This is a genomic window from Tsukamurella ocularis (assembly GCF_965138335.1).
GTDB lineage: Bacteria > Actinomycetota > Actinomycetes > Mycobacteriales > Mycobacteriaceae > Tsukamurella > Tsukamurella ocularis_A.
Map to the genome: position 1 here is coordinate 272,941 of NZ_CBCSDV010000001.1, position 20,175 is coordinate 293,115.

The 20,175-nt window shown below is 69.4% G+C and carries 33 protein-coding genes, 1 tRNA gene and 1 other RNA gene; 6 read left to right on the forward strand and 29 right to left on the reverse strand.

The features are described 5' to 3' along the window. Positions 1-121: 121 nt before the first annotated feature. From ACNAYW_RS01445 to ACNAYW_RS01460, 4 genes are read right to left on the reverse strand one after another with little or no spacing between them, the layout of a single operon-like run. A complete protein-coding gene (locus ACNAYW_RS01445; protein WP_415847976.1) occupies positions 122-1,201 on the reverse strand; it encodes a phage minor capsid protein in 1,080 nt (359 codons plus the stop codon). A gap of 6 nt (positions 1,202-1,207) precedes the next feature. Next, positions 1,208-2,827: a phage portal protein gene (locus ACNAYW_RS01450; protein WP_415847977.1), complete on the reverse strand. Its 1,620-nt coding sequence runs from the start codon at positions 2,825-2,827 to the stop codon at positions 1,208-1,210. Beyond that, positions 2,828-4,117 (reverse strand): PBSX family phage terminase large subunit, encoded by a 1,290-nt coding sequence (locus tag ACNAYW_RS01455; protein ID WP_415847978.1) that lies wholly within the window; start codon positions 4,115-4,117, stop codon positions 2,828-2,830. After that, the gene (locus ACNAYW_RS01460; protein WP_415847979.1) at positions 4,114-4,638 is read right to left on the reverse strand and encodes a hypothetical protein; all 525 of its coding nucleotides are present in this window, start codon (positions 4,636-4,638) and stop codon (positions 4,114-4,116) included. Before ACNAYW_RS01460 ends, ACNAYW_RS01455 begins: the two co-directional genes overlap by 4 nt. A gap of 449 nt (positions 4,639-5,087) precedes the next feature. Here ACNAYW_RS01460 and ACNAYW_RS01465 point away from each other — a divergent pair, with 449 nt between their 5' ends. After that, entirely contained in the window at positions 5,088-5,636 is a 549-nt protein-coding gene (locus tag ACNAYW_RS01465) for a hypothetical protein (RefSeq protein WP_415847980.1), read from the forward strand. Here ACNAYW_RS01465 and ACNAYW_RS01470 read toward each other — a convergent pair whose 3' ends face one another. The 14 genes from ACNAYW_RS01470 to ACNAYW_RS01535 form a co-directional block, all read right to left on the reverse strand. Beyond that, positions 5,637-6,317 (reverse strand): hypothetical protein, encoded by a 681-nt coding sequence (locus tag ACNAYW_RS01470; protein ID WP_415847981.1) that lies wholly within the window; start codon positions 6,315-6,317, stop codon positions 5,637-5,639. Positions 6,318-6,575: 258 nt separating this feature from the next. Continuing rightward, positions 6,576-6,848, reverse strand: coding sequence for a hypothetical protein (locus ACNAYW_RS01475; protein ID WP_415847982.1), 273 nt, complete (start codon positions 6,846-6,848; stop codon positions 6,576-6,578). After that, the gene (locus tag ACNAYW_RS01480; protein WP_415847983.1) at positions 6,845-7,210 is read right to left on the reverse strand and encodes a hypothetical protein; all 366 of its coding nucleotides are present in this window, start codon (positions 7,208-7,210) and stop codon (positions 6,845-6,847) included. Before ACNAYW_RS01480 ends, ACNAYW_RS01475 begins: the two co-directional genes overlap by 4 nt. Then, positions 7,207-7,602 carry a hypothetical protein gene (locus ACNAYW_RS01485; RefSeq protein WP_415847984.1) on the reverse strand — a complete coding sequence of 132 codons (396 nt, stop codon included), beginning with the start codon at positions 7,600-7,602 and terminating at the stop codon, positions 7,207-7,209. Before ACNAYW_RS01485 ends, ACNAYW_RS01480 begins: the two co-directional genes overlap by 4 nt. Further along, positions 7,599-8,021: a hypothetical protein gene (locus ACNAYW_RS01490; RefSeq protein WP_415847985.1), complete on the reverse strand. Its 423-nt coding sequence runs from the start codon at positions 8,019-8,021 to the stop codon at positions 7,599-7,601. Before ACNAYW_RS01490 ends, ACNAYW_RS01485 begins: the two co-directional genes overlap by 4 nt. A 320-nt stretch (positions 8,022-8,341) precedes the next feature. Next, positions 8,342-8,875, reverse strand: a complete 534-nt coding sequence (locus ACNAYW_RS01495; RefSeq protein WP_415847986.1) for a hypothetical protein — start codon at positions 8,873-8,875, stop codon at positions 8,342-8,344. Continuing rightward, a complete protein-coding gene (locus ACNAYW_RS01500; RefSeq protein ID WP_415847987.1) occupies positions 8,872-9,159 on the reverse strand; it encodes a hypothetical protein in 288 nt (95 codons plus the stop codon). The genes ACNAYW_RS01495 and ACNAYW_RS01500 overlap by 4 nt, the downstream gene beginning before the upstream one ends. A 1-nt stretch (position 9,160) precedes the next feature. Then, positions 9,161-9,487, reverse strand: coding sequence for a hypothetical protein (locus ACNAYW_RS01505; protein WP_415847988.1), 327 nt, complete (start codon positions 9,485-9,487; stop codon positions 9,161-9,163). Continuing rightward, positions 9,484-9,915, reverse strand: a complete 432-nt coding sequence (locus ACNAYW_RS01510) for a hypothetical protein (protein ID WP_415847989.1) — start codon at positions 9,913-9,915, stop codon at positions 9,484-9,486. Before ACNAYW_RS01510 ends, ACNAYW_RS01505 begins: the two co-directional genes overlap by 4 nt. Beyond that, on the reverse strand, positions 9,915-10,067 hold the full coding sequence (locus tag ACNAYW_RS01515; RefSeq protein WP_415847990.1) for a hypothetical protein: 153 nt from the start codon (positions 10,065-10,067) through the stop codon (positions 9,915-9,917). The genes ACNAYW_RS01510 and ACNAYW_RS01515 overlap by 1 nt, the downstream gene beginning before the upstream one ends. Before the next feature lie 121 nt (positions 10,068-10,188). Continuing rightward, positions 10,189-10,671, reverse strand: coding sequence for a hypothetical protein (locus ACNAYW_RS01520; protein ID WP_415847991.1), 483 nt, complete (start codon positions 10,669-10,671; stop codon positions 10,189-10,191). Beyond that, positions 10,668-11,585 (reverse strand): hypothetical protein, encoded by a 918-nt coding sequence (locus ACNAYW_RS01525; RefSeq protein WP_415847992.1) that lies wholly within the window; start codon positions 11,583-11,585, stop codon positions 10,668-10,670. The genes ACNAYW_RS01520 and ACNAYW_RS01525 overlap by 4 nt, the downstream gene beginning before the upstream one ends. Further along, a complete protein-coding gene (locus tag ACNAYW_RS01530) occupies positions 11,585-12,133 on the reverse strand; it encodes a hypothetical protein (protein ID WP_415847993.1) in 549 nt (182 codons plus the stop codon). The genes ACNAYW_RS01525 and ACNAYW_RS01530 overlap by 1 nt, the downstream gene beginning before the upstream one ends. Further along, a complete protein-coding gene (locus ACNAYW_RS01535; RefSeq protein ID WP_415847994.1) occupies positions 12,094-12,594 on the reverse strand; it encodes a single-stranded DNA-binding protein in 501 nt (166 codons plus the stop codon). The genes ACNAYW_RS01530 and ACNAYW_RS01535 overlap by 40 nt, the downstream gene beginning before the upstream one ends. 37 nt (positions 12,595-12,631) lie before the next feature. Here ACNAYW_RS01535 and ACNAYW_RS01540 point away from each other — a divergent pair, with 37 nt between their 5' ends. Further along, positions 12,632-12,760: a hypothetical protein gene (locus ACNAYW_RS01540; RefSeq protein ID WP_415847995.1), complete on the forward strand. Its 129-nt coding sequence runs from the start codon at positions 12,632-12,634 to the stop codon at positions 12,758-12,760. 29 nt (positions 12,761-12,789) lie between these two features. On the opposite strand, the gene ACNAYW_RS01545 is transcribed toward ACNAYW_RS01540, so the two are convergent. Genes ACNAYW_RS01545 through ACNAYW_RS01585 form a run of 9 tightly spaced genes read right to left on the reverse strand, consistent with a single transcriptional unit; the run spans position 12,790 to position 16,495 of the window. Then, positions 12,790-13,038 (reverse strand): hypothetical protein, encoded by a 249-nt coding sequence (locus tag ACNAYW_RS01545; protein WP_415847996.1) that lies wholly within the window; start codon positions 13,036-13,038, stop codon positions 12,790-12,792. Continuing rightward, on the reverse strand, positions 13,035-13,301 hold the full coding sequence (locus ACNAYW_RS01550; protein WP_415847997.1) for a hypothetical protein: 267 nt from the start codon (positions 13,299-13,301) through the stop codon (positions 13,035-13,037). The genes ACNAYW_RS01545 and ACNAYW_RS01550 overlap by 4 nt, the downstream gene beginning before the upstream one ends. After that, complete coding sequence (locus tag ACNAYW_RS01555; RefSeq protein ID WP_415847998.1) at positions 13,298-13,525, reverse strand: hypothetical protein; 228 nt, start codon at positions 13,523-13,525, stop codon at positions 13,298-13,300. Before ACNAYW_RS01555 ends, ACNAYW_RS01550 begins: the two co-directional genes overlap by 4 nt. Further along, a complete protein-coding gene (locus ACNAYW_RS01560; RefSeq protein ID WP_415847999.1) occupies positions 13,522-14,430 on the reverse strand; it encodes a hypothetical protein in 909 nt (302 codons plus the stop codon). Before ACNAYW_RS01560 ends, ACNAYW_RS01555 begins: the two co-directional genes overlap by 4 nt. Beyond that, the gene (locus ACNAYW_RS01565; protein WP_415848000.1) at positions 14,430-15,380 is read right to left on the reverse strand and encodes a lambda-exonuclease family protein; all 951 of its coding nucleotides are present in this window, start codon (positions 15,378-15,380) and stop codon (positions 14,430-14,432) included. Before ACNAYW_RS01565 ends, ACNAYW_RS01560 begins: the two co-directional genes overlap by 1 nt. Beyond that, entirely contained in the window at positions 15,377-15,646 is a 270-nt protein-coding gene (locus ACNAYW_RS01570) for a hypothetical protein (RefSeq protein WP_415848001.1), read from the reverse strand. Before ACNAYW_RS01570 ends, ACNAYW_RS01565 begins: the two co-directional genes overlap by 4 nt. After that, a complete protein-coding gene (locus ACNAYW_RS01575) occupies positions 15,643-15,864 on the reverse strand; it encodes a hypothetical protein (RefSeq protein WP_415848002.1) in 222 nt (73 codons plus the stop codon). The genes ACNAYW_RS01570 and ACNAYW_RS01575 overlap by 4 nt, the downstream gene beginning before the upstream one ends. Beyond that, the gene (locus ACNAYW_RS01580) at positions 15,861-16,136 is read right to left on the reverse strand and encodes a hypothetical protein (RefSeq protein ID WP_415848003.1); all 276 of its coding nucleotides are present in this window, start codon (positions 16,134-16,136) and stop codon (positions 15,861-15,863) included. Before ACNAYW_RS01580 ends, ACNAYW_RS01575 begins: the two co-directional genes overlap by 4 nt. Next, positions 16,133-16,495, reverse strand: a complete 363-nt coding sequence (locus ACNAYW_RS01585) for a hypothetical protein (RefSeq protein WP_415848004.1) — start codon at positions 16,493-16,495, stop codon at positions 16,133-16,135. The genes ACNAYW_RS01580 and ACNAYW_RS01585 overlap by 4 nt, the downstream gene beginning before the upstream one ends. A 566-nt stretch (positions 16,496-17,061) precedes the next feature. On the opposite strand from ACNAYW_RS01585, the gene ACNAYW_RS01590 reads away from it, so the two are divergent. From ACNAYW_RS01590 to ACNAYW_RS01600, 3 genes are read left to right on the forward strand one after another with little or no spacing between them, the layout of a single operon-like run. Next, a complete protein-coding gene (locus ACNAYW_RS01590; protein ID WP_415848005.1) occupies positions 17,062-17,550 on the forward strand; it encodes a helix-turn-helix domain-containing protein in 489 nt (162 codons plus the stop codon). A 59-nt stretch (positions 17,551-17,609) separates the two neighbouring features. Then, positions 17,610-18,050, forward strand: coding sequence for an ImmA/IrrE family metallo-endopeptidase (locus ACNAYW_RS01595; RefSeq protein ID WP_415848006.1), 441 nt, complete (start codon positions 17,610-17,612; stop codon positions 18,048-18,050). Positions 18,051-18,105: 55 nt separating this feature from the next. Then, a complete protein-coding gene (locus ACNAYW_RS01600) occupies positions 18,106-18,726 on the forward strand; it encodes a hypothetical protein (protein ID WP_415848007.1) in 621 nt (206 codons plus the stop codon). On the opposite strand, the gene ACNAYW_RS01605 is transcribed toward ACNAYW_RS01600, so the two are convergent. Both ACNAYW_RS01605 and ACNAYW_RS01610 read right to left on the reverse strand, forming a co-directional pair. Then, entirely contained in the window at positions 18,723-19,841 is a 1,119-nt protein-coding gene (locus tag ACNAYW_RS01605; protein ID WP_415848008.1) for a tyrosine-type recombinase/integrase, read from the reverse strand. The genes ACNAYW_RS01600 and ACNAYW_RS01605 overlap by 4 nt on opposite strands. 84 nt (positions 19,842-19,925) lie before the next feature. Further along, positions 19,926-20,014 (reverse strand) — tRNA-Ser (locus ACNAYW_RS01610). A gap of 61 nt (positions 20,015-20,075) precedes the next feature. Between ACNAYW_RS01610 and ffs the strand changes: the two genes are divergently transcribed. Next, an RNA gene (gene ffs, locus ACNAYW_RS01615) (signal recognition particle sRNA small type) lies at positions 20,076-20,170 on the forward strand. Positions 20,171-20,175 lie beyond the last annotated feature (5 nt).

Below are 20,175 nucleotides of genomic sequence, written 5' to 3' on the forward strand. Positions count from 1 at the left end.
CCCGAACTGTAAGCACCCCACGCGGACGTTGTACGTCCGAACTCGGAAGTCGAACGGCAAGGAGAGTCGCATCTGGCGGTGCGACAATCTGCCCGGCGACCACTTCGGCACGCCGGACTAACTAGAGCGCGGAGCCGATCTGCTCGCGCTGGCGCTGGCGCTTCGCGGACGTCGACGCGACGTGCTCACGGATCTTCGCCTGCGCGGTGGCGGCCTTGGCGCGGGCGGCCTTCGCCGCCTGCTCGTCGAGTGCGACGAGCTCCTCGCGCTTCGCGGCGCGCACCTGTCGCTCGAGAGCCCGAAGCCGCTGCCGCGCCTTGTCGCCCTCGGGATCCGCGGTCTCGCCGAAGCTGCGCATGTTCGGACGCCACTGCGAGAGCGAGTGGCGGCACCCGGGATGGAACAGGCCGGCCGATCGCGCCTCGGTGAGCGTCCCGGTGATCCGGGGCCGCTTGCCGTCGACGATGTAGTCGATGTGGTCGTTCCGTAGAGCGAGCGTCTTGCCCTCCCAGGGGCGGCACTTCTCGCACTCCTGCGGCACATCCGAGACGACGACGAGGGGGACGTCGGTGGCGCCGATGCGGTCAACGTGGCCCTGCACCGCGGCATTCATGGTCGCGGAGCGGGTGACCGCCTCGACGTAGCTCTCGATGCGCCACTGGCGCCCGGTGCGGCCCACGTACGACGTGACGCCGCGCTGCGCGAACTCGTCGAGCGCCTGTTGTGCGGCTTCGCGGCGCGTGATGGCGCCGAGCGTGGCCGACGGCGTCGCCTTGGCGACCACCTGCCGGTACGCGTCGTCGACCACGCGGAGGATCGGCGACCCGGCGCCGGAGAGGGTGCCGGTCAGCTCCTGGGCGACGCGGAGGATCGCGTGCGTGTCCACGGGGACCGCGGCAATCTCCTCGGGCGTGAGCTTGCGGCCGAGCTCGGCGAGCGCGCCGGCCTGGCCGCGGGCGGCCGCGAGGTAGACGGCGTCGTGGCCTGCCGTCGCCGCCTGGCGCTGCAGGGTGGCGAGCACCTTCTCAGCCTCGGCGCGGTACCGCCGGATGTTGAGGAGCTGTTGCTCGGCCCACTGCGGCGAGTCGATGCCGCGGGCGATGCTCTCTGCCATGCGGCGGAGGAGCTGAGCCTCGGCGTCGCGGTACAGGTCAGCGACCTTTGCGACGAGGGTCTCCACGTGGTCCGCCGGGGTGAACATGGGTGCCTACTCGCCGTCCGTGCCGTCGGCCGGCGCCCTCGGGTCCGCGTTGAGGTCGTCCACCGGCTCCTCGGCGGGATCGTCGCCCTGGTTGGTCGCGAACGGGTCTCCCTGGTTGCCCTCGTCCGGGAACGCGGGCACGCTGCCGCGCGTCTCCTCCTGAATGAGCGCGACCTCGTCTCCCACCTGCTCATCGTCCCACTCGGGGTGGATCATGCGCACCTTGGTCTCGATGCTCGCGGCGTTCGCGCGGTTGTACATGTCGACGGTCTCGGCGATCTGCTGCGCGGACTGCTGGTGTGCCGGAGGGACATCCACTTCAAGGAGCTCGTCGGGGGCCTTGCCGCCCTCGCCCGGGAACTTGGCGGCGTCGACCTCCAGGAGCACGGTGGCGAGCTGCGCGAGCGGCGAGGTCCACAGCCGCAGGCGCGACGCGCGGGTCGCGTTGGTGTCGCGCTCCTTGGCGTCCACCTCGGTCGCGGTGACCGCGGCCTCGTCCTGCAGGCCGAACGTGATGGGGGAGAAGCCACAGTAGGAGATGGCGCGGCGGAGGAGGGCCTCGAACGTCTGGCGGTGCTCCTCGACGCGGATCTCGAACTGGTGCGCCTCGATGAGGGTGGCCTCCTCGCCGTCCTTGATGGCGTTCTTGACCGGCGAGAAGACCTTGGTGTCGGTGTCGAACCGTGCGCCGTCGCCCGGCTTGCCGTACGTCAGGAGCGACTCCGAGACGACGATCCGGCCCTTGCCGAGCTCAAGGTCGCGCATCCACGACGACCAGCACTCATCCATCTTGTCGAGGAGGTGGAGGACAGGGCTCGTCAGGTCGGAGCGGCCGAGCGGCGCGAGCTCGGGGATGTTGCGCCACCCGGGGTTCGGGCGGTGGTTCGGGAAGTACGCGGCGGTGAGCTTGTCAGTACCGGTGTGCACCGACGGCGCGAGGTCCTTGGTCGCCGGGTGCGCTTCGAGGCTGCGCTCCTCGCCGACGTTGGACGGCGTGCCGACGTAGAGCCGGTTCTCGACGCGGCCCGGGTAGTACAGCTCGAAGTGGCGCCACACCTGGCGGTCGTCCGATCCGGCGAGCTCGGTGAAGAGCATGACGTCGACGAGCTGCCCCCACTTGAAGGTGGGCACGGCGCGGTCGGCGTCGACGAAGTCGATCCACGGCTTGGCCGCGAGCTTCTCGTCCCACACGATGCGGCCGAACACACCGGAGAGCATCGAGGCGGACTCGGCGGACGTCAGGAGGCGGGAGTGCATCTCCGGCGTGTTGAGGAGCTCGTCGATGCGCTTCTGCACCGTCTCGTCGCCGTTCGGGTCACGAAAGGCCGGCGGCTCGGAGAACAGCGTCGAGGCGGCCACGCGGCCGATGTCCGCGGCGATCGGCACGTGCAGCCGGTCGGGGTCCTGCGTGAGGTCGTGCCCCTTGGACCAGTACCCGCCCGTGATGAACCGGAACACGCGCGCCCGGACGGACTGCGGGCGGCGGCCCGTGCCGCGCTTGCCGCTGTAGAACTCCGCGAGCGCCTGCGGGTCGCCCTCCCACCACACCTGGCGCTCGGAGCAGGCATCGAGCACGACGCCGTGCGGCTCGGGCGGCCAGTTCGTGTTGCTTGCCGGGAAGGGCATCTACGCGGCCTCCTTGTCGTCGGGCTGCTTGGCGACCTCGCGGAGGTCCGGTAGGTGGTCCCGCCACATGTGGCGGGAGGAGAAGACGGCGTAGCGCAGGGCATCGGTGGCGTGGTCGTTGAGCTTGACGGGCGCGTCCTCGCCCTTCTCGGTGGCCTTGGAGTCCCACACGTAGCCGGGGAGCTCGTCGATGAGCTCGGTGCAGCTCTCGTGGATCCGCAGCTGGTCCATGGCGAACAGGGACGCGACGACGCCGATTCCGTCGAGCACGGCGTTGTTGGCCTTGAGGATCATCTCGAAGCCGTCTCCGGTGAGCTGCCGGCGGAAGCCGGGCGCCGCGGGATCGACGTACGTTCGGTCGGGGTAGCCGCGGTCGTTGTAGAAGTTCTGCAGGCTCGCGGAGCGCTCGACGTTCGTCCCGTTCGTCGGCGCCCACTCGTTGACCACGTACAGCCGGTCGTCGACGCCGAGCCCGAGGAGCTCGCCGCGGGTCGCATTGGTGTCGCCGTAGTCGATGCCGCACGCGAGGAGGCGGCGCATCGGCGGGAGGTCGGCGACGACGTGGCGCGCGGGGTCGAACATGCTGTAGATCGCGCCCTCGGCGAGCGACCACTCGCCGTCGATCATGCGCTTCTTCCAGAGGCCGGTGTACTGCGCTTCGTAGGCCTCAATGAGGCCGTCGGGCAGGTAGGCGACGTTGTCGCGCAACGAGAAGTGGAAGATCCGGTGTCCGCGCTCGGCGGCGCGGTCGATCCAGTTGACCTTGAGCCAGTGCCGCGGGCCGTCGGGGTTCGTGGTGGCGAACACCTGCGCGCCGTCGACGGAGCAGCGACCCATGAGCTGGTTGAAGAACTCCTCGCTCACGAGCGAGACCTCGTCGACGTAGGCGACGCACACGGTCAGGCCGCGGATCACGTTCTCTGCTCGGGCGTCGCTCGCACCGATGACGTGGACGGTGCGGCCGAAGATGGTGGCCGTGGGCGCACCGCGGTTGTAGAGCACCTGCTCGGCGAGTGCGCCGAACATGCTGCCGGTCTGCATGGGGGCGATGACGTTACGGAACAGCGTGTCGCGGGTGCGCCCGATGAGCACGATCTCGCCGTGGTCGGGCGCGGCGGCGATCGCCATGAGGAACTTGACCAGCGACCCGATGGTCTTGCCGGAGCGGATCGCGCCGTGCCACAGGTTGATCTGCTGCTTCGAGGCGAGGGCGTCAGCCTGCGCGATCGAGCGAAGCTGCTTCCAGCTCAGGCCGAAGTCGACGCGGTGGGCCTCGCTCGCGATCGTCACTCAGTCTCCTCGAAGTCGATCGACTCGATGCCGCGCTGGAGCTTGGCGATCATGCTCTTGGCCGCGTCGGCGGTGCGGTTGCCGCCGAGGTTCTCGATCTTCTGCACGGCGCCGAGGAGCTTGTCGACGGCGCCGACGAACGACTCGGCCGCCTTGGCGTCCGGTAGGTCGAGGGTGATCGTGCGCGGGCCGTCCATGCCCGGGACGATCACCTCGTACTCCTCCCAGATCCGCTGGCGCATCGCGAGGGCGTCGGCGAGGAGCTCCTCGGCGAGCTGCTCGCGGTGCGCGAGGATCCGCTCGCGGCGCTCGTCGTTCGCGGTCTGTCCCTGCATGCGGTTCGGGAGTAGGCCGAGCTGTTTGCAGCGGTGCGCGACCTGCTGGTGTGTGACGTCGATGCCGTAGTCGGCGTCGAGGATGTCGGCGGTCTGCCGGTAGCTGTTGCCTTGGGCGTGGACCTCGCGGAGGCGAGAGTCTTCGTCTGGCGCCCAGCCGCCTTCTCGACGGAATGCTCGTGCCATGAGGCCTCCCGTCCTTGCCGGTCGGCCATGCGGCGTCTGCGGTGTGCCCGTGCGGGCGGGGGATGGTCTGGTGGTGCGCGCCGGGGCGGGGCGACTGCCTCAGCGCCCCGGCACGCAAAAGACCGGCCACCCGAAGGTGTACCGGTCTCGCACGCGAAGCGTACCATAGAGGGGTGGACTAAGGCCGTCGCGAGCGAGAATTACAGGCGTGAAAGACCACAATCGGAGGTCCGTTTAGGCAAACACGCAGGTCAAAGCCGTAGCAAGATGCTCAACTAAGACGGTATGGTGTGGCAACAGCCAAAAAGGCTGGTAGTTAGCAGAGGGAGATGAAATGCTTCGGACCCATGACTCCGACATCGCCAGCGGTTCCTACTTGGAGCAGGTCGGCACTTCGGTCTCGTCCGAGTACGTAGAGGTGCTGTCCACCCTGGTTGCTGTCTAGCGCAGTGACAACGACTGCTGCTCCGATCTGGAGCTTCGAACCTCTTGAAAGCGTGCACGACTGCGCGCACATCAACACTGGCCGCCCTGACATCGACCAGTGGTTCGCAAATCACGCTCCTCGGTTGCAGGCAGATCGGTCGGTTCGCACGATGGTGTGGGCGGATCAGGCTCCGTTTGTCAGTGCATTCGCGAGCCTGACCCCCCATCGTGTGATCGACACCGATGCGCGCATCCCAGGCCACTCGGGTGGCCCATTGACCGGCTACCTCGTGGCGAAGCTGGGCATCGACATGCGCGCCAAAGATCTGACGGTTGACTTCGTGGCGAGTACGCAGACGATCAAGCTCAAGGCAGTCGACATGCTGCTCGTCAATACGGTGGCTACTGCGATGCAGGCCTCCCGAGCGGGCGGTGGACGCCTGCTGTTTCTCGACACCCGGGACGAGCCGCAGCACATCCTCGAGGCTATGAAGCGTGTGGGATTCCGCTCAATCAGCCCGATGGGTGATCCTCTTCACTTTATGAAGATCGACGGCTACGAAGGCGCCTAGTTAGGCAGTGCTTCGCAGGCGCATATCGATCCGATGGTGTGCGTCAAGCACCTCACCCAGGCGGTAGAAGTGCGCGCCGCTGTCCTTGTCCGTCGAGCACGGCGCGATGTGCCCCTTCTTGCGCAGGAGCCGCACCCGGGCCGCGGTGAGCCCCTTGCCGAGCTCGCCGAGGCGCCCTGCGATGCGCTCGGCCGCGTCGGCGGTGACCACCTGACGGTTCGCGGCCGCGATGCGGTCGCGGTCGATCACCACGCTCCGCTCCGTCGGTAGGTCGACGACATCGAGGCACCGGTCGATCGCCCGCATGATGCCATCGCGTAGTTCCTCCGCGGCCGGCATGAGCGCGAGCGCGATGACGTTGATGCGGAGCCACCGCGCGACGCCGAGGAGGTGCTCGTCGCCGTCGTAGGTGATGCCGCGGGTCTCGCACATGTCGCGGGCGACGGTGCCGAGCTCGTTGGCGAGCTCGTCGAGCCGGTCGCGGGCCTCGACGTTGAGGGGGCACATCTCTTCGAGGAGCGCCTTGCCTCCCTTGCCGCCGAGGGCGGGCGGGCGCACGCGGTCCTGGCTCGTGAGCGTGACCGCGTAGTTGTCGACGATGGTGGACACCTTGGTGAGGTGCCGGCGGAGCTCCTCGATGTCGGGGTCGGCGAGGTAGAAGCCGTCGCGCTTATTCGGCATGGGCAACTCCAACCAGTCGGGCACCTTCGAGACGACGGAGGACATCCAGCACCCAGGCGTGTGGGCCGATGAGCGCGTACTGCTTGCCGTCGTGACCGAGGACGACCCTGCGGCCGTGCAGCGCGACGGGGCGGTACGGCCACGGCCCGCGGAACACCACCGTCCAGACATGCCACGGGCCGTGGTAGTTCGAGAGCTGAGGCAGCTCGGAGCTGGGGTTCGGTGGGAGTTGCGCGAGCTGAGGGAGTGGGAGGTCGGTCACTGGGCGACCTCCCGCACCTCGGCGACAACCTCGATGGGCCGGTCGGCGCGGATGGCTCGACCGCTCCATCGGAGCTCCGGGTCGTCGGCGGTGACGGTGGCGGACTCGATGCGCATGCCGCGGAGGCTCGGCATGTCGGGCCTGAACCGGGTGTGTGTGGACGCTACGGGCATCCACGCCGCGTCCCATAAGGTGATGCGCGGCCCGCGGCGCTTGCGGGCGCGGTGCTTCATCCGCGGGAAGTTCGCGGGGGTGCGGGGCAGGCTCACGGCTTCTCCTCCGGTCCAAGCTGCGTGACGGTGTCCTCGTAGTAGCCGGTGTCGATCCGGTACCGCGGCCGGCACACGCGAGCCTCGGCGGGATCGAGGTCGACGTGCCGGAGGATCGCGACCACCTGGTGCGGGCTCCGCCACTTCACGGCGTCGAGGATGGCCTGCAGGTCGTCGTCCCAGATGCCGCCGCCTCGCTTCCCGGCTGCGTACAGGTAGCTGCAGAACGGGCGCGGGCCGTTGGCCTCGGTGTTGATCGGGAGGACGTAGCCCTCGTCGATCGCGTGCAGCCGTTCGTTGAAATCGTCGAGTGCGGTGGTCTCGTAGCCGGTGTACAGCAACAGGTCCGAGCTCGTGCTCATGGTCGGTCCTCCTCGGTGTCGGTGAGCGGCAGGGGCGGCCAGATGAGGAAGCCGGAGAGCATCGTCGAGTAGTCGGTCGCCCTGACGGTGAGCTCGCGGCGCCCGTGCCGGCCGTGCGCCGGAGCCAGCGACCAGGACTTGAGCACGCCCACGAACCGGCTGTCCCCGCCCTCGACGGTGACGTTGATCCGGCCGTCGCGGCAGTCGAGGAGGACTCGCGCAGCGTCGGTGTTGGCGTCGATGACGACGCGGGCGGCGCCGCGGGTGATGTGCTCGTCGAGGATGTCGTCGGTGCTCGCGAGGTAGCGCCAGTTCTCGGACCAGAGCCGGAACCGTGGCGGCGCGGGCGGCTTCGGGTGCGGCGCGTCGACGAGGACGATGCCCCCGCTCATCGGGTCACCAGCCACGGCGCCGAGGGCTCGAGCGACTCGCCCGGCTCGCCGATGGTGATCGAGTACTCGGGCACGGTGCTACCCCAGGGCGCGACGGCGTACGCGAGGCGGTGCCACCTTCGGCGTTGCAGCGGCTTCCACCACGGCGGCCGGGGCGGCACGTTCACGCGCGCGGCGGTGGCCGGCCGAACGTTCACAGCGTCGACGGTGCCCACGATGTAGACGCCGCCCCTGTGCTGCACGGCGATCTTGTCGCCGAGGTGGAAGTCTCGGCCGAACTTGAACGGCTGGTCGGTCACGGTGCCTCCTCGGCAGTCGCGGTGGTCGGTGCGTGGGCAGGCGGTGGCGTGGGTGACGGCGTCGTCGATGGAGGTCCAGGTGGCGCGAACGGCGGCGAGCGTGCGCTCCTCGGGCGTCATGCGGGGCACCCACACGGGAGGCGCTTCGGCGGGTGCCGGTGCTCGTCGGCGTCGAGGCGCCACGGGGCGACGCGACGGAGGCCGCAGGTCCAGCACCACCGGTACGAGCTCGCGCCGCCACCGGACCCGCCGCCGAGCAGAGTGAAGTCCGTGAGCTCGCCCGTGCGCCGCGACGTGGTTGCTGATGAGCACCGCTGCCTCGTGCCACGACGGCGGCAGGTCGGCGCCGGATCCGCCGCCGTTGAGTAGTGCGAGGTTGCCCCGGTACCGCTCGGCTGCGCGCTTCGGGATGAGGGACTCGCGGCGCGGCCTCACGGGGGTCACCATCGGCCGGCCCCGTACACCGCGTCCATGACGGCGTCGACGTCCTCGTCGCACCGCTCGCGCGGCATGACGTCGTCGAGGCGCTGCCACATCGGGTTGGCGCTCCGGCGGGCCTTGAGCGCGAGCTCGGCGATGTGCGCGGCGTGCCGGCGCTCAGCCTCGGCGTGCTCGCGATCCAGGCGATCGGCCTCGGTGTTGAGGTCGTCCCGCACCGAAATGGCGGCACCGGTTGGCGCACCGAGACGGAACCGGAACCGGCCCACGAACGCCGCGACCTGCCGCAGGTGTTCGGGGTTGCCCGGGTCCAGCGGGGCGGGAGCGCTCGCGTACACGTTGACCAGGTCCGCGGCCTCGGCCTCCTCCTGCGTTGCGTAGTCCCAGTCGTGCGCCCGCAGGCCGTAGAACCGCGCCCACCGAAACCCGACGCCCGACGGATCGCGCTCGCTGGTCACCCACCAGACGAACCCGTCCGGGCGGTCCACGAAGAACGTGCCCGGCCGCGCGCCGACAGCGGGGTTCGGGGCGCTCAAGATGCACCGCCCTTCGCGTCGAGCTGCTCGACCACCGCACGCGCCACGGCGTCCGTGTCGACGTGCAGTGCCAGGTCCGCCACGATCGGCGAGAATGCGCCCGCCTCGACGGTGAGCTGCACGCGGACCGCGATCTGGTCGCGGTCGAGCTTGGCCGGCCGATTCTGCAGGGCGCGGACGACCTTCACTCCGCAGACATCGGGCAGCTCGCCCGAGGCTACGGTCCAGTCGGGGCGCCGTCGGGCCTCGATAACGAGGTAGGTGTCCGTCTTCAAGGGGGACATGTCAGCGCCTCCGGTTCGTCTTGGCCGCGAGCTTCTTCGGATCCGTCTTGGCGTCCAACGCCTTCCATAGATCCGTGTGCTCGCGGCACAGGTACAGCCGGGTCTTGTCGGGCATCGTGCGGGTGGCGACGACCCGGCGACGCGGGCCGAACTCGCCGCGGCTCTCGTGCTGCGAGGCGAAGCACTCGTCGCACGTGGTGGCCTGCTTGCTGTTGGCGTACTTGGGCCGCCACGTCTTGGTGGCCTGGTAGGGCGTGCGCTGGAACTGCTTGGAGAGCGATCGTTCGAGTTGTCCGAGCTTCATGGGGTGCGTGTAGGCCTCGGTCATACCGGCACCACCTCCTCGACGTCGGCGTCGGCCCACGAGACGACGAGCCACGCGCGGCGGGTGCCGCCCTTGGCGGGCTTGTGCTGCACGGGGTCGGGCTTGCCCATGTACTGCGGGGTGTCGTCGGCGACGACGGGGTGCTTCCAGCCGCGCCCGCGGCCGTGGAGCGCGTCGTAGGCGGCCTTCCAGATGCCGGCGCCGCGGACGTTGTCGTCGTCCCAGGGGCGGGCGGGCTGGAAGTGCGCTTCGACGGTGATGTGGTCGAGCCCGGCGGGGATGCCGGCGCCGCGCGCCCGCCAGGCGACGGCCTGACGGATGCGGGCGACCTTGGCGGCGTAGGCGCGCGGGTGGTGGCGTTCGTTGGGGGAGAGGATGGGGAGGCCGCCGTCCTTGGGGTCGACGGGGAGCTCGATGGTCACGGTGGGCATCAGGCGTGCACCTCGCGGTTGTGCTTGTCGGCGGCGGCCTGGGCGGCGAGGTCGTCCTCGACGGTGGCGCTGTGCCAGTCGCAGGCCTCGCACTCGGCCTCGAACGACTCGATGGTGCGAACCTGCGCACTGGGGGTGTTCTTGCTGGTCATGGGGGATTCCTTCCGGTTCTTCTGTGCCCGTTGCAGCGGGCGTTGAGGCGAGTCTAGCGCATTCTAGGGTCGCAGGTTGGAGTAATGGATTCCGCGATATGCGTGCGCGCAATAAGCCAGGTCAGAGGGGGTTTCCCGCCCTCGTTGCGGCGCGCTTGGCGCCCCAGACGCGGTCCTTGCACGGGCGGCGAGCCGGGCGAACCTGGCCGGTCGGGCTGTCGATCACGCACCGGTCACCCCGGACGACCAGGCATTCCGGGCAGTCGACCGCGAGCACCTCGGGCGTGAACGGGTCGGGCTCGGCTGCAGTGGAGGCGATCGACCGCGCGTCGAGGTCCGCGTTGGTGCGCTTCGATCTGACCGCCAGTGCGGCCGTGATGACTTCGGCGAGCTCGGGGGCGTGCAGGGCCGGGTTTGCCATGGCGCGGGACTCGACGCCGGCCAGTGCGTCGGCCAAGGTCACGCCGTGCGCGGTCATTGCGCGCGCCCAGCCTTCGGCAACGAACATCGCGGCTTCCTCATCGTCGGCTCGGAGTGCGGTTCTGGTGTGCCACACCGTGATCGCCATTTGGACGCGGGCTGCGTCGGCGGGGGTGACGGTCATGCTTCGATCTCCTTCTGTTGTGCTGCTTGGGTTTCGAGCTTCTGGACGAGGTTGGCGTACGTGCGCTGCTTGGCCTCAGGGCGAGCGCTGGCCGCTCCCGGCTTGCCTCCGGCTCGCGCCTTGGCGGCGTCGGTCACCAGGCTCGGTAGGAGCCGCGGGCCGGCGTCCGAGCGTCCGCGCCAGACGGTCAACGCGGCTTCGAGGTCGACCCGCTCGACAGCGTCGTCGTCGATGAGCTCTTGCACGACGGCGGCGAGGGCGCGGATCTGCATGCCGGGGGTGCCCGGTGGGCAGTGCATCGCCGCGAGGGCGTTCGCGGTCGACGACGGCGCGGGGCCGCGATCGCGACGGAGCGGGACCACGGCGGCGGATTCGCCCGGGATGGGCGTGCCATCGGCGAAGTGCGTCGAGGCCTCCTGCGGCGGCCCGCTCGCGCGTTCCGGAACGTGAGCAGCAGAAGCTACGTAAGTAGCTTCTGTACTGTTACTGTTCTGTGTTCCCGCGCGCGTAGAGCGCGACTGTCGCGCGACATTTCGCTTCTCGGCGACCCGCTCGCGATCGGCTTTCTTCTTCTTGACCTGCGCTTCTAGCGGAGCGTTCCACCGCTCCCATGCCGGAAATACGTACCCGGTTGGTGTCTCACTTCGTTCACGAATGGTGTCGTACTTCGGGCTCAGTTCGTGCACCACTTCGTGCGTACTTCGGACCATGATTCCGGCTTGTTCAAGCTCGTCGATCCGACGCTTGGCGGCCCGTAGTCCGAGCTTCGAGACGGCCGAGAAGGGCAGGAACCCGCCCGTCTCGTTGAGCGCCATGTACGCGCACGCGCGCACCAGGAACGTCTGCGCCTGCTCGCTGACGCCCTTGTCGTCGAGGTCCATGTAGAACTTCGCAGAAACCGCGAACCAATCCATCAGAAAAGGGCCTCCTGCCCGGCCGGTTGGCCGGCGTAGTGAACCTCGCCTGCGAGCGCGTCGCGCACGAGGGCCTGGTAGTCGGTGTCGAGGACGCGAGCACGGTTGCGGATCACGTCGGGGAGCTGCTCGGCCCATGCCGCGAGGCGACGGTGTGTGAGCTTCGCAGTGCGGACCGGCCCGTCGTCGCGGCTCCAGCGCTTCACGTGCGCACCGTCGCGGTGCCACGCCTCCGCGGGTGTGAAGTAGCCGGGCTGGCCGCAGGTGGCCGGGCACTCGCCGAGTTCGACGGGCACGGGGTTGTACCACCGACAGACGATGGCCGAGCCCTCGACCCAGTGCGTGGTGCCGAACGCATCGCCGCTGCGCTCGTGGCTGGTCCGTATGTCCTCGATACCGGCCGCAGGGTTTGCGACGACGCGGCGCAACCTCCAGTGGTAGCCCACGGCCTCGATGACGGCGCGCTCGTCGTCGGTGAGGACGAACGGGCGCGCCGCCCGGCCTCCGGTCAGAACGGCGGCTCGTCGTTGCTCGGCGCGCTGCCCCACGGGTCGTCGGCGGGCGCCTGGGTGCGCCGCTGGTACCCGCTGCTGTTCCCGCCGCCCTGGTAGCCCTGTCCGCCACCCCCGCCGTTGCTGCCCTGCCGCTGGGTGCGCTGCGGCTTAGCGGTCGCATACCGGAGCGACGGGCCGATCTCTTCGACCTCCAGCTCGACGACGGTGCGGCGCTGGCCGTCGCGGTCGTCGTAGGAGCGCTGCTTGAGGCGGCCCGAGGCGATGACGCGCGTGCCCTTGGTGAGCGAGTCGGCGACGTTTTCGGCCGCCTCGCGCCACAGGTTGCAGCGCAGGAACAGCGCGTCGCCGTCCTTCCACTCGTTCGTGTTCCGGTCGAACGTTCGCGGCGTTGAGGCGATGGTGAAGTTCGCGACCGCGGCGCCCGACGGCGTGAACCGGAGCTCGGGGTCGGCAGTCAGGTTGCCGATGACGGTCAGGGTGGTCTCGTTCGCCATATCAGTTCTCCTAGTGTGGGATTGAGGATTCGAGGACGTGGACGTGAAGGTTGATCGCGGCGAGCTCGCGGTCGAGCTCGGTGCACCGTGCGATGGCCCCGCGCTGCGCGGCGCCGCAGTACTCGCGCCAGACCCGCGCCGCCTCGTCCTGCGCGAGGTGAAGTAGCCGGATGAGCCGGGCGCTCGCTCCGGGGTTCATCGGATCCGGCTCTTGCGGCCGGTCGAGTGGTACTCCGCCGACTTCGCCGTGCGCCCGGCCGGCGCTCCGCCCGCGGTCGCGGGGACCTTCTCGGCCTCCTCGATCGCCGCGAGGTCGTCGTCGGTGAAGTAGTACACGCGGCCGCTGCGGTGGTGCTGGTAGACACCTGCCGCGCATCGGTGGCGGAGCGTGTCGACGTGGATACCGAGGTCGTCGGCGACGGCGTCGGCGGTGTGGCGATTCATGGGCGGGCTCCTTCCCAAATGGTGTTGACGTTGCCGTGGCGGATGATGCGAGAGCTGTTGCGCCATCCCGCTTTGCGGATGCTCCCGCGAGCCTTGGCGGACTTGAAGCAGTTGCCGAGACGACTGCCGTTCTCGCCGAGCCACGCGATGGTTTCGGTAGGGAGCTCGCGCCGCACGTCGTCGGCGGTGAAGCTGCGCCCGGCGGCGGCAAGGCGGTCGATGCGGTCGGCGACGATGGCGGGGTGGGCGTGCTCGGCGATCACGACGCCCTCCCCTCGTGCCACTCGCGGTGCTGCTCGCGGCTGTAGCCGTGCGGGTGTCCCTGGTGCCAGTAGGTGCCGTCGACGGGGCACTTGTAGACGCGCATACCCGCCTTGAAGGGGTTGTTTCGCAGTGCGGTCTTGGCGTCCTTCTTGCTCGGGTAGGCGTGCTTGTCGCACGAGCGGCAGGTGAACCACTTCTTGCCCCCGTGGTGCGAGCCGGTCATGCCGGGGCCGCCTCGGTCTCGGCGTCGATGGTGGCCTGTTCCGGCTCGACGGTCTCGACGTCGACGACGCCCTCGTTGTCCTGCGGCTTGGCGAGCTCCTCAGCCCGCGCGTTCCAGATGGCCCGGAGGTCGGCGGCATGCTCGGCGAAGTCGAGGCCGGCCGCGGTCTTGAGAACCGCGTCGAGGTCGTCTTGAGTCTGCGCCTCGGCGATGAGGCGCAGGGTCGTGTCGAGCTGCTCCTGGGTGACGAGGGGCTTGGCGCGCGAGCTCGCGGGCGCCTCGTTGTGCTCGTCGGTCGGCGCGGTCGACTCGCTCGCGGGTCGCTCGGCCGGGCGCTGCGTGGGAGGCACGACCTCGCCGTCGATGATCGGCGATCCGCTGTCGTCGACCGGTGCGCCGAGCTCTTCCGGCGTGTACACGACGCCGAACAGGGCCTCCGAGGCCCACATGCGCGCAGCCTCGGTGATCGCACGGGACCGGAGCATCGCGCCGGGGTACTTCCGCCATACGTCCTTCCCCGTCAGCCCGGCGTTGCGGGCGCGTGCCATGTCCCAGCGGATCGGCTCGGGGATGAACTCGGGGTCGTCTGCGCGGATGATGAGCGCGGTCGCGTAGGTCTCGTCGCCCTGGACGCGCAGGGTGTGACCCGCCTTGCGGACCAGCGCGCCGATGAGGTCGGCGCTCGCGGTCGGCTTGCCGTCGACGATGTGCACCCCGGTGAGCGCGGCGATCCGCGGGATACCAAGGCTGTCGGCGTATTCGAACGCGACGAGCAGTGCGGCGGGGTTGCCGCGGTACTGGCGCGGGAGTGCCTGGTCGGCAAGCTGCATCATGCGGGCGCGCTCGGCGTTAACGGCGAGTGCGCGAGCGTCGGGGGTGTCGATGGTCGCAAGGTCGATGGACATCAGGAGGCCTCCTTGAGGGGCGTGGGGTTGAGGAGGGCCACGGGGTCGAGCCCGGTGGCCTTGGAGAAGCTCGGCGGGGTGGTGCGGCGGCGGGAGCCGAGCTTGGCGCCGCGCCACTCAGCGGTCTTGCCGGTGCCGAGGAACTCGACGAGAGCACCGCGGGTGCGGGCCTCCGTCTTGGCCGCCTCGTCGGCGGCTGCGAGTGCTTCGAGCCAGGGGATCGCGAGCTCGTCGGGGATGTCGACGCCCGCGGCGGAGACCTCGCGGTTCTTGAACTTGAGCGCGCGGTAGTCCTCGTCGCGGTAGAAGTCGGGATCCGGCTCGACGCCCATGGCGACGCTCATACGGAAGGCGTTCATCTTCGAGCGCAGGCGGGCCGCCTCGGCGGCGTCGTACTCGATCACATACTCGGCGGGCTTGCGTTCCATGAGCTCGCGGAAGCCGCAAACGGCGAAGATGACGCGGTCGAGGCCGAGGGTGTCCATCTGCCAGACGGCCTGCACCCGGTAGTAGTCGGGCACCTCGTCGGTGCCGGGCTTGCCCCACCCGGCCGAGCCGAGGTAGTCGTGCACGCACTTCACTTCCAGCCCGGCGAACGCGGGTGCATGGTCGTCGTGCGCGAGCGCGGCGTCTCCGGCGTACAGGAGCCCGTCGGGGTCGGCGGTCTGCCACGGCCGCGCGTCGTTGCGCCAAGTCGTCGTCTCACCGACGAACCACTCGGGATGCGCGTCGGCGAACCACTCGCGAATCTCTGGCTCCCAAAACGTGCCGTCGTTCTGGACCTGCGTTTCCTTCTCGCGCGGCGTGGTGCCGGCCATGTCGTGCCACAGGCTGTAGGCGGTGGCCCACGGCGAGAGACCGAGGATCGCGGCAACCTTGCTCGCGCTGATCGTCTGGAGCCACTCGGACGAGCCGGGCTCGAGAGGCTCGGGGAGGAGGGTGGCGGTCACCGGATCACCTTTCGGACGAGGGCGACCACGAGGTCGCGGAGGATGGATCGGTTGGGTGGCGCGGTATGCGCCGGATCGGGCGTGGGCGTCCAGGCGGCGGGCTCGCGCGGCCCGCTGTCGGCGAGTGCGCGGCCCGCTGGATGGTTGGCGAGGGCGGTGAGCCGCGCGATCCCCTGCGCCATCCACGTGACGGTGGCGGGGTCGCGGCGGTCGAGTGCGGTGACCATGCGGCGCGCGCGTGCCTCGTCTTGCTGCTGGCGGCTCACGCTGCGGCCTCCGCAACCTGCGGGTGCCGCTCGGCGTTGTGCTGGGCGGCGGCGGCCTCGGCGTCGGCGCGCTCCGTCGCCTTCCACGTCGGGCGGAGGAACGTCGGCTCCAGTCCGTCGCTGTGCGGCCAGCACGCCGTGCAGGCGATGACGAGGTCGTCGTCGGGGCGCGGGAAGCCATCGCCCCACACGCGGACGGATTCGACGGTGGCGCTCATCGCTTCACCTCGTGTCGCTCGCGGACGATGCCCTCGGCACCGGGGAACAGGCGGGCGGCCTCGTCGAGCGAGGCCTCGGACAGGTCGCGCACCCGGCGCATGGCCCGCTGGTGCCAGCGGATGAGCGCGGCGAGCAGCCACAGGCCGAGGAGCGCGAGCGCGATGGGGCCGAACACCTCGGGCTCGGAGCGGACGAGCTGGCCGCCGACGTACAGCGCGGCGACCCCGAGGACAACCCAGGCGAGCGCGAGGCCCGCGTCGTCGGCGCTCACTGTTCGCCCCAAGGCTCGGCGTAGCCGTTCGCCACGTCCTGATCGCAATGCGGTGCGCAGCCGCAGCGCGGCGGGCGGGCCGGGGCCTCCGCGGCCACCGCTCGCGCAACGAGGTCGGCGCGGGCCGAGATGAGCGCGACGATGTCCTCGAACTCGGCGATGTGCTCGGCGTCGATTGCGTCGTGCGCCCACGACAGGGTGCGCAGGCGGCGGGCCGCGGCGCGCATGTCGGCCTCAGCGTCGTTCGCGGCGCGCGTGAGTCGGGCCTCGCGGTCCTGCGCGGCGATCATTCGAGACGTGGTCGACGGCAGCTCGATGACCTGGCCCGTCGCGGGCTGTGCGGTATTCTGTGTGTGCATCGAGGTTGTTCCTTCCTTCTGGTTCCGGTCTTGGTGCGATGGCCGTCCCGTTGCAGCGGGGCGGCCCTTTTTTGAATCCGTTACTCGGGTCGCGGGTTGGAGAAACGAAGCGCGAAGATCTCCCGCTCGCGGCCGAGAACTCGCTCGATCGCGTCGGCGCGATCCGGGTGGGTGTTCTTTGTGAGCCCGTTCGCCAGCTGGGAGATGAGCGCGTGCGAACAGGTCTGAGGGCGCGAGGGGTCGCTCGCTCGGCCGCGGCGCTGCCGTCGGAGCGTGTGCTCAACATCGCTCGCGAAGGTGCGGTACGTGTGGTCGCGCTGAACCAGCCTCTTGAAACTGGCCGCCGGGACGGTGAGCTCTGCGTATTCCTGGGGGTTCAACTTGGCTCCTGCCTTTCATACTCGAACCTGCGACCAGAGTATCGGAGCTTTCCCGTCTTGTAAAGCCGTGCGGCCTAATACGTGGGGTCCAACCTGCGTGACCAGTAATTACACGCTGGAGATTCCTACCCATCTTGGAAAGTTGATAGGTTGCGACGACGGCTTCGCGCATCGGAAGGTCATCGCATGGCAGCACCACCGAAGGACCTGCCCCCGAAGTACCTCGCGTTGGCAGAGGCGAACGGGGTGGAGATCCACACTCAGATTGAGCTCCAGCGCGCAACAGGGGTGTCGACCTCGACCCTCACGGACTTTCTGGCTGGCCGTCGCAACGCGAAGCCGGCGACCTACCAGGCGATCGCTCGGGCGCTGAAGGTGACCGTGGCGGAGCTGCGCGAGGTGCGCGATGGGGTACCTCGGGAGCTCGGCCCGTTTGAGTTGCCAGCGGAGGCCCATTTGCTCAACAAGCGGCAGCGCACCGCAGTCCTTTCTATAATTCACGAGCTCGCAAACGCTCAGCGGCGCCCGCAGGCCACCAGGCCTGCGGGCGAGCTCGGCAAGGTTCGTGCCCTGCGCCCTGAGGATCAGTGGCAGCACGAGCATGACCTCGCCGCGTTGCACCACCCTGACGCGCCAGATGCCGACCTTCAAGGGCTCGACGACGGCGAGGAATGACACCCGTGTAGTTCCTGGTCAGCGCGTTTTTGTCAGTCGGCGCCGCTAGAACATGCGGCATGACAACAACGGGGGATACGCGACGCTGGCACCCATGGCGGGCTCTGCGCGAGGAGTTCGACGGCGTCACGCTCTGGTGGAGCAGCAGCCTGCCTACGGGTATCGACGGGCTCACCGACGGCCACTCGAACATTTGGCTCCGACACGGCCTCTCACAGGTGCGTCGCCGCTGCGCGCTCACTCACGAGCTTTGGCACATCCGACGCGGGATCCTGCCGGCCGACGCTGCCGAGGAGCGGATCTGCGATGAGCTCGCGGCTCGTCAGCTCATCCCGCTACCGGAGCTCATCTCCGGCTTCATGTGGTCCCTGGAGTCGGTCGACCTTGCAAAGCATCTGTGGGTGGACCAGCGCACGTTGCAGGTGCGTTTGGACACGCTCGACCCGGGGGAGGTCGCCGAGCTGGAGGAGGCGTTAGAGGGCGCGTGGTGGCAGGCGTGAGGTTAGATGGTCCGAAAGCGTCCAGATTGGGGCGCACGACTCGAAGGATCGCGCGATGAATCCGCAGCCTCCGCAGTACCCCTCCGGCTACCCGCCGCCGCAGCCGCCGAAGAAGGCGACGAGCCCGTGGGTGTGGATCGGCCTGATCGTCTTGGTGCTCGCGCTCCTGCTCGGGGCGTGCGTCGGGCTCGGTTCGATGGTCTCGGACTCGAAGGTGAAGGTGGAGAGCACTGTCGCCACGTTCGGGGCCGCCCCGACGTCCGACAAGGCGGTCGCATCGGGGGTGCCGACGACGCCCCGCGTCGCGGCGCGCTGCGAGGAGGTGCCGAGCGGCACGCTGGGGTTCCTTGGCGCCGTGTTGGGGAACGAGGGGCTGTCGCTCGCGATGCCGCAGCAGGTGACGGCGCCCAATGGCGACCGCTACGTCGCCGGGCACATCATGCGCGGCGCCGAGCGCGTCTCTTCGTCGGACGTATGGCTGGTCCGCTCCGACGTCACCTACGCCCTGACGACCGACGCACGGAAGTACTCCGGCCTCGCGGACGGCCGTCGGATCGGTGGCGGCGCCGACCGCACGATGACGGGCGCGGTCTCGGCCGGCGACGCCTACGGTGAGGCGGTGCAGGCCTGCGTGCTCGCCGCCACTCAGGCCGCGAACGGCGTTCGCCCGCGCTAGACCTTCGTCGGCGGCGGCTTGCCGATTGCCGCGTCGATCGCCACGGCGGCCCGGTTCATCGCAGCCCGGTCGAGGTGGCCGTACACGCCCACCGTGGTCTGGATGCTCTCGTGCCCCAAGTGCTCCTGCACGACGGGGAGGGGAGTGCCGGCCTGGATCATCCAGGAGGCGCAGGTGTGCCGCAGGTCGTGCACACGAGGCTTCTTCTGCGTGGCCTCGAAGGCGGCGGCCCGCGCCCGCTCCCACGGCTCGTAGAACATCTTCTGCTTGACCCGCTCGCCGCTCGCGTTCACGAACAGGAGCGAGCTCGCCGGTCGGTCGAGGTCCAGCACTGCGAGGGCGGACTCGGGGACGCTGATCGTCCGCACACCCTTGCGGGTCTTCGTAGTGCCGATCGTCTGCGCCTTGGTGGAGCTCGCATACTTCCACGCCTTCGTAATCCGCACGGACTTCGTAGCTGCGTCGACGTCGCCGACGGTGAGCGCGGTCGCCTCCGAGAAGCGCATGCCGGTCGAGACCAGCCACACCGCAAGCGGACGCCAGCGCGCCGCGAGCTCGCCGTGGATCGTCCAGAACTCGGGCGCGGTCAGGAACACCATGTCGGCCCGCTGCCCCTCGGGGAGTCGCGTGGACGCGCACGGATCCGTCTTGATGAGCCCGCGGCGATGCGCCGCCTTGGTGGCGCCCGCGAGGAACCCGTGCTTGTTCGCGATGGTCTTGGCCGCGGGGAGCTTGCCCCGATACTCGGTGCTCGCGAGGGTGTTGACCCACGCGCCCACCGCGGTCTCATCCACCGCTGTGAGCGGCAGCTCGGCGATCGGCCGGCCGACGATGTCGCGGTCGATGAACCGGGTGTAGCGGTCGCGCGCCGCCTTCTCAATGCCCGTCAGGCCGGTGACATAGCCGCGGAGGTACTCGACGAGGGTCTGCGTGCCGTCGTCGGCGCGGTCGATGCGGCGGGCCACGTCGCCCCCGTAGAGCTCGACGAGGCGCTTGAACCCCTCGGCGCGCTCGGGGGTGCCGAAGCTGTCGGAGGTCTGCGTTCCGTCGATCCGATGGAGCACTGCGAAGTACTCGCGGCCGTCTGAGCGGACACGTCTACGGATGGATGCCATGTGAACCGACTTTAGTCGTGTTGACCCGATCGTTGACGAGAAAAGCCTCGTGCCTGCGTTCGTGCAGGTCACGGGGCTTTCCCATGGCGGAGGATAGGGGATTTGAACCCCTGAGGGCTATTAACCCAACCCGCGTTCCAGGCGAGCGCCATAGGCCACTAGGCGAATCCTCCGTGGACCACTGTAGACGAAGGCCCCCGTCGACCCAAACCAGCCCGGACCCGTATAGTGGTCCACGGACTCCGCGCGGCGTCCATCCTGTGAACTCCCCCAGGGCGGGAACGCAGCAAGGGTCAACGGGCTCTGGCGGGTGCGCGGAGTCCCCTTTATGTCC

Coding starts and splice junctions, on each gene's coding strand:
- ACNAYW_RS01575 (WP_415848002.1), bottom strand. CDS start 15,864: ATGAGCGCCACCGTCGAATCCGTCCGCGTGTGGGGCGATGGCTTCCCG.
- ACNAYW_RS01560 (WP_415847999.1), bottom strand. CDS start 14,430: ATGTCCATCGACCTTGCGACCATCGACACCCCCGACGCTCGCGCACTC.
- ACNAYW_RS01605 (WP_415848008.1), bottom strand. CDS start 19,841: ATGGCATCCATCCGTAGACGTGTCCGCTCAGACGGCCGCGAGTACTTC.
- ACNAYW_RS01480 (WP_415847983.1), bottom strand. CDS start 7,210: ATGAGCACGAGCTCGGACCTGTTGCTGTACACCGGCTACGAGACCACC.
- ACNAYW_RS01450 (WP_415847977.1), bottom strand. CDS start 2,827: ATGCCCTTCCCGGCAAGCAACACGAACTGGCCGCCCGAGCCGCACGGC.
- ACNAYW_RS01460 (WP_415847979.1), bottom strand. CDS start 4,638: ATGGCACGAGCATTCCGTCGAGAAGGCGGCTGGGCGCCAGACGAAGAC.
- ACNAYW_RS01520 (WP_415847991.1), bottom strand. CDS start 10,671: ATGACCGTCACCCCCGCCGACGCAGCCCGCGTCCAAATGGCGATCACG.
- ACNAYW_RS01515 (WP_415847990.1), bottom strand. CDS start 10,067: ATGACCAGCAAGAACACCCCCAGTGCGCAGGTTCGCACCATCGAGTCG.
- ACNAYW_RS01525 (WP_415847992.1), bottom strand. CDS start 11,585: ATGGATTGGTTCGCGGTTTCTGCGAAGTTCTACATGGACCTCGACGAC.
- ACNAYW_RS01445 (WP_415847976.1), bottom strand. CDS start 1,201: ATGTTCACCCCGGCGGACCACGTGGAGACCCTCGTCGCAAAGGTCGCT.
- ACNAYW_RS01485 (WP_415847984.1), bottom strand. CDS start 7,602: ATGAGCGGGGGCATCGTCCTCGTCGACGCGCCGCACCCGAAGCCGCCC.
- ACNAYW_RS01510 (WP_415847989.1), bottom strand. CDS start 9,915: ATGCCCACCGTGACCATCGAGCTCCCCGTCGACCCCAAGGACGGCGGC.
- ACNAYW_RS01535 (WP_415847994.1), bottom strand. CDS start 12,594: ATGGCGAACGAGACCACCCTGACCGTCATCGGCAACCTGACTGCCGAC.
- ACNAYW_RS01545 (WP_415847996.1), bottom strand. CDS start 13,038: ATGAATCGCCACACCGCCGACGCCGTCGCCGACGACCTCGGTATCCAC.
- ACNAYW_RS01600 (WP_415848007.1), top strand. CDS start 18,106: ATGAATCCGCAGCCTCCGCAGTACCCCTCCGGCTACCCGCCGCCGCAG.
- ACNAYW_RS01595 (WP_415848006.1), top strand. CDS start 17,610: ATGACAACAACGGGGGATACGCGACGCTGGCACCCATGGCGGGCTCTG.
- ACNAYW_RS01590 (WP_415848005.1), top strand. CDS start 17,062: ATGGCAGCACCACCGAAGGACCTGCCCCCGAAGTACCTCGCGTTGGCA.
- ACNAYW_RS01505 (WP_415847988.1), bottom strand. CDS start 9,487: ATGACCGAGGCCTACACGCACCCCATGAAGCTCGGACAACTCGAACGA.
- ACNAYW_RS01490 (WP_415847985.1), bottom strand. CDS start 8,021: ATGACGCCCGAGGAGCGCACGCTCGCCGCCGTTCGCGCCACCTGGACC.
- ACNAYW_RS01500 (WP_415847987.1), bottom strand. CDS start 9,159: ATGTCCCCCTTGAAGACGGACACCTACCTCGTTATCGAGGCCCGACGG.
- ACNAYW_RS01555 (WP_415847998.1), bottom strand. CDS start 13,525: ATGACCGGCTCGCACCACGGGGGCAAGAAGTGGTTCACCTGCCGCTCG.
- ACNAYW_RS01470 (WP_415847981.1), bottom strand. CDS start 6,317: ATGCCGAATAAGCGCGACGGCTTCTACCTCGCCGACCCCGACATCGAG.
- ACNAYW_RS01585 (WP_415848004.1), bottom strand. CDS start 16,495: ATGCACACACAGAATACCGCACAGCCCGCGACGGGCCAGGTCATCGAG.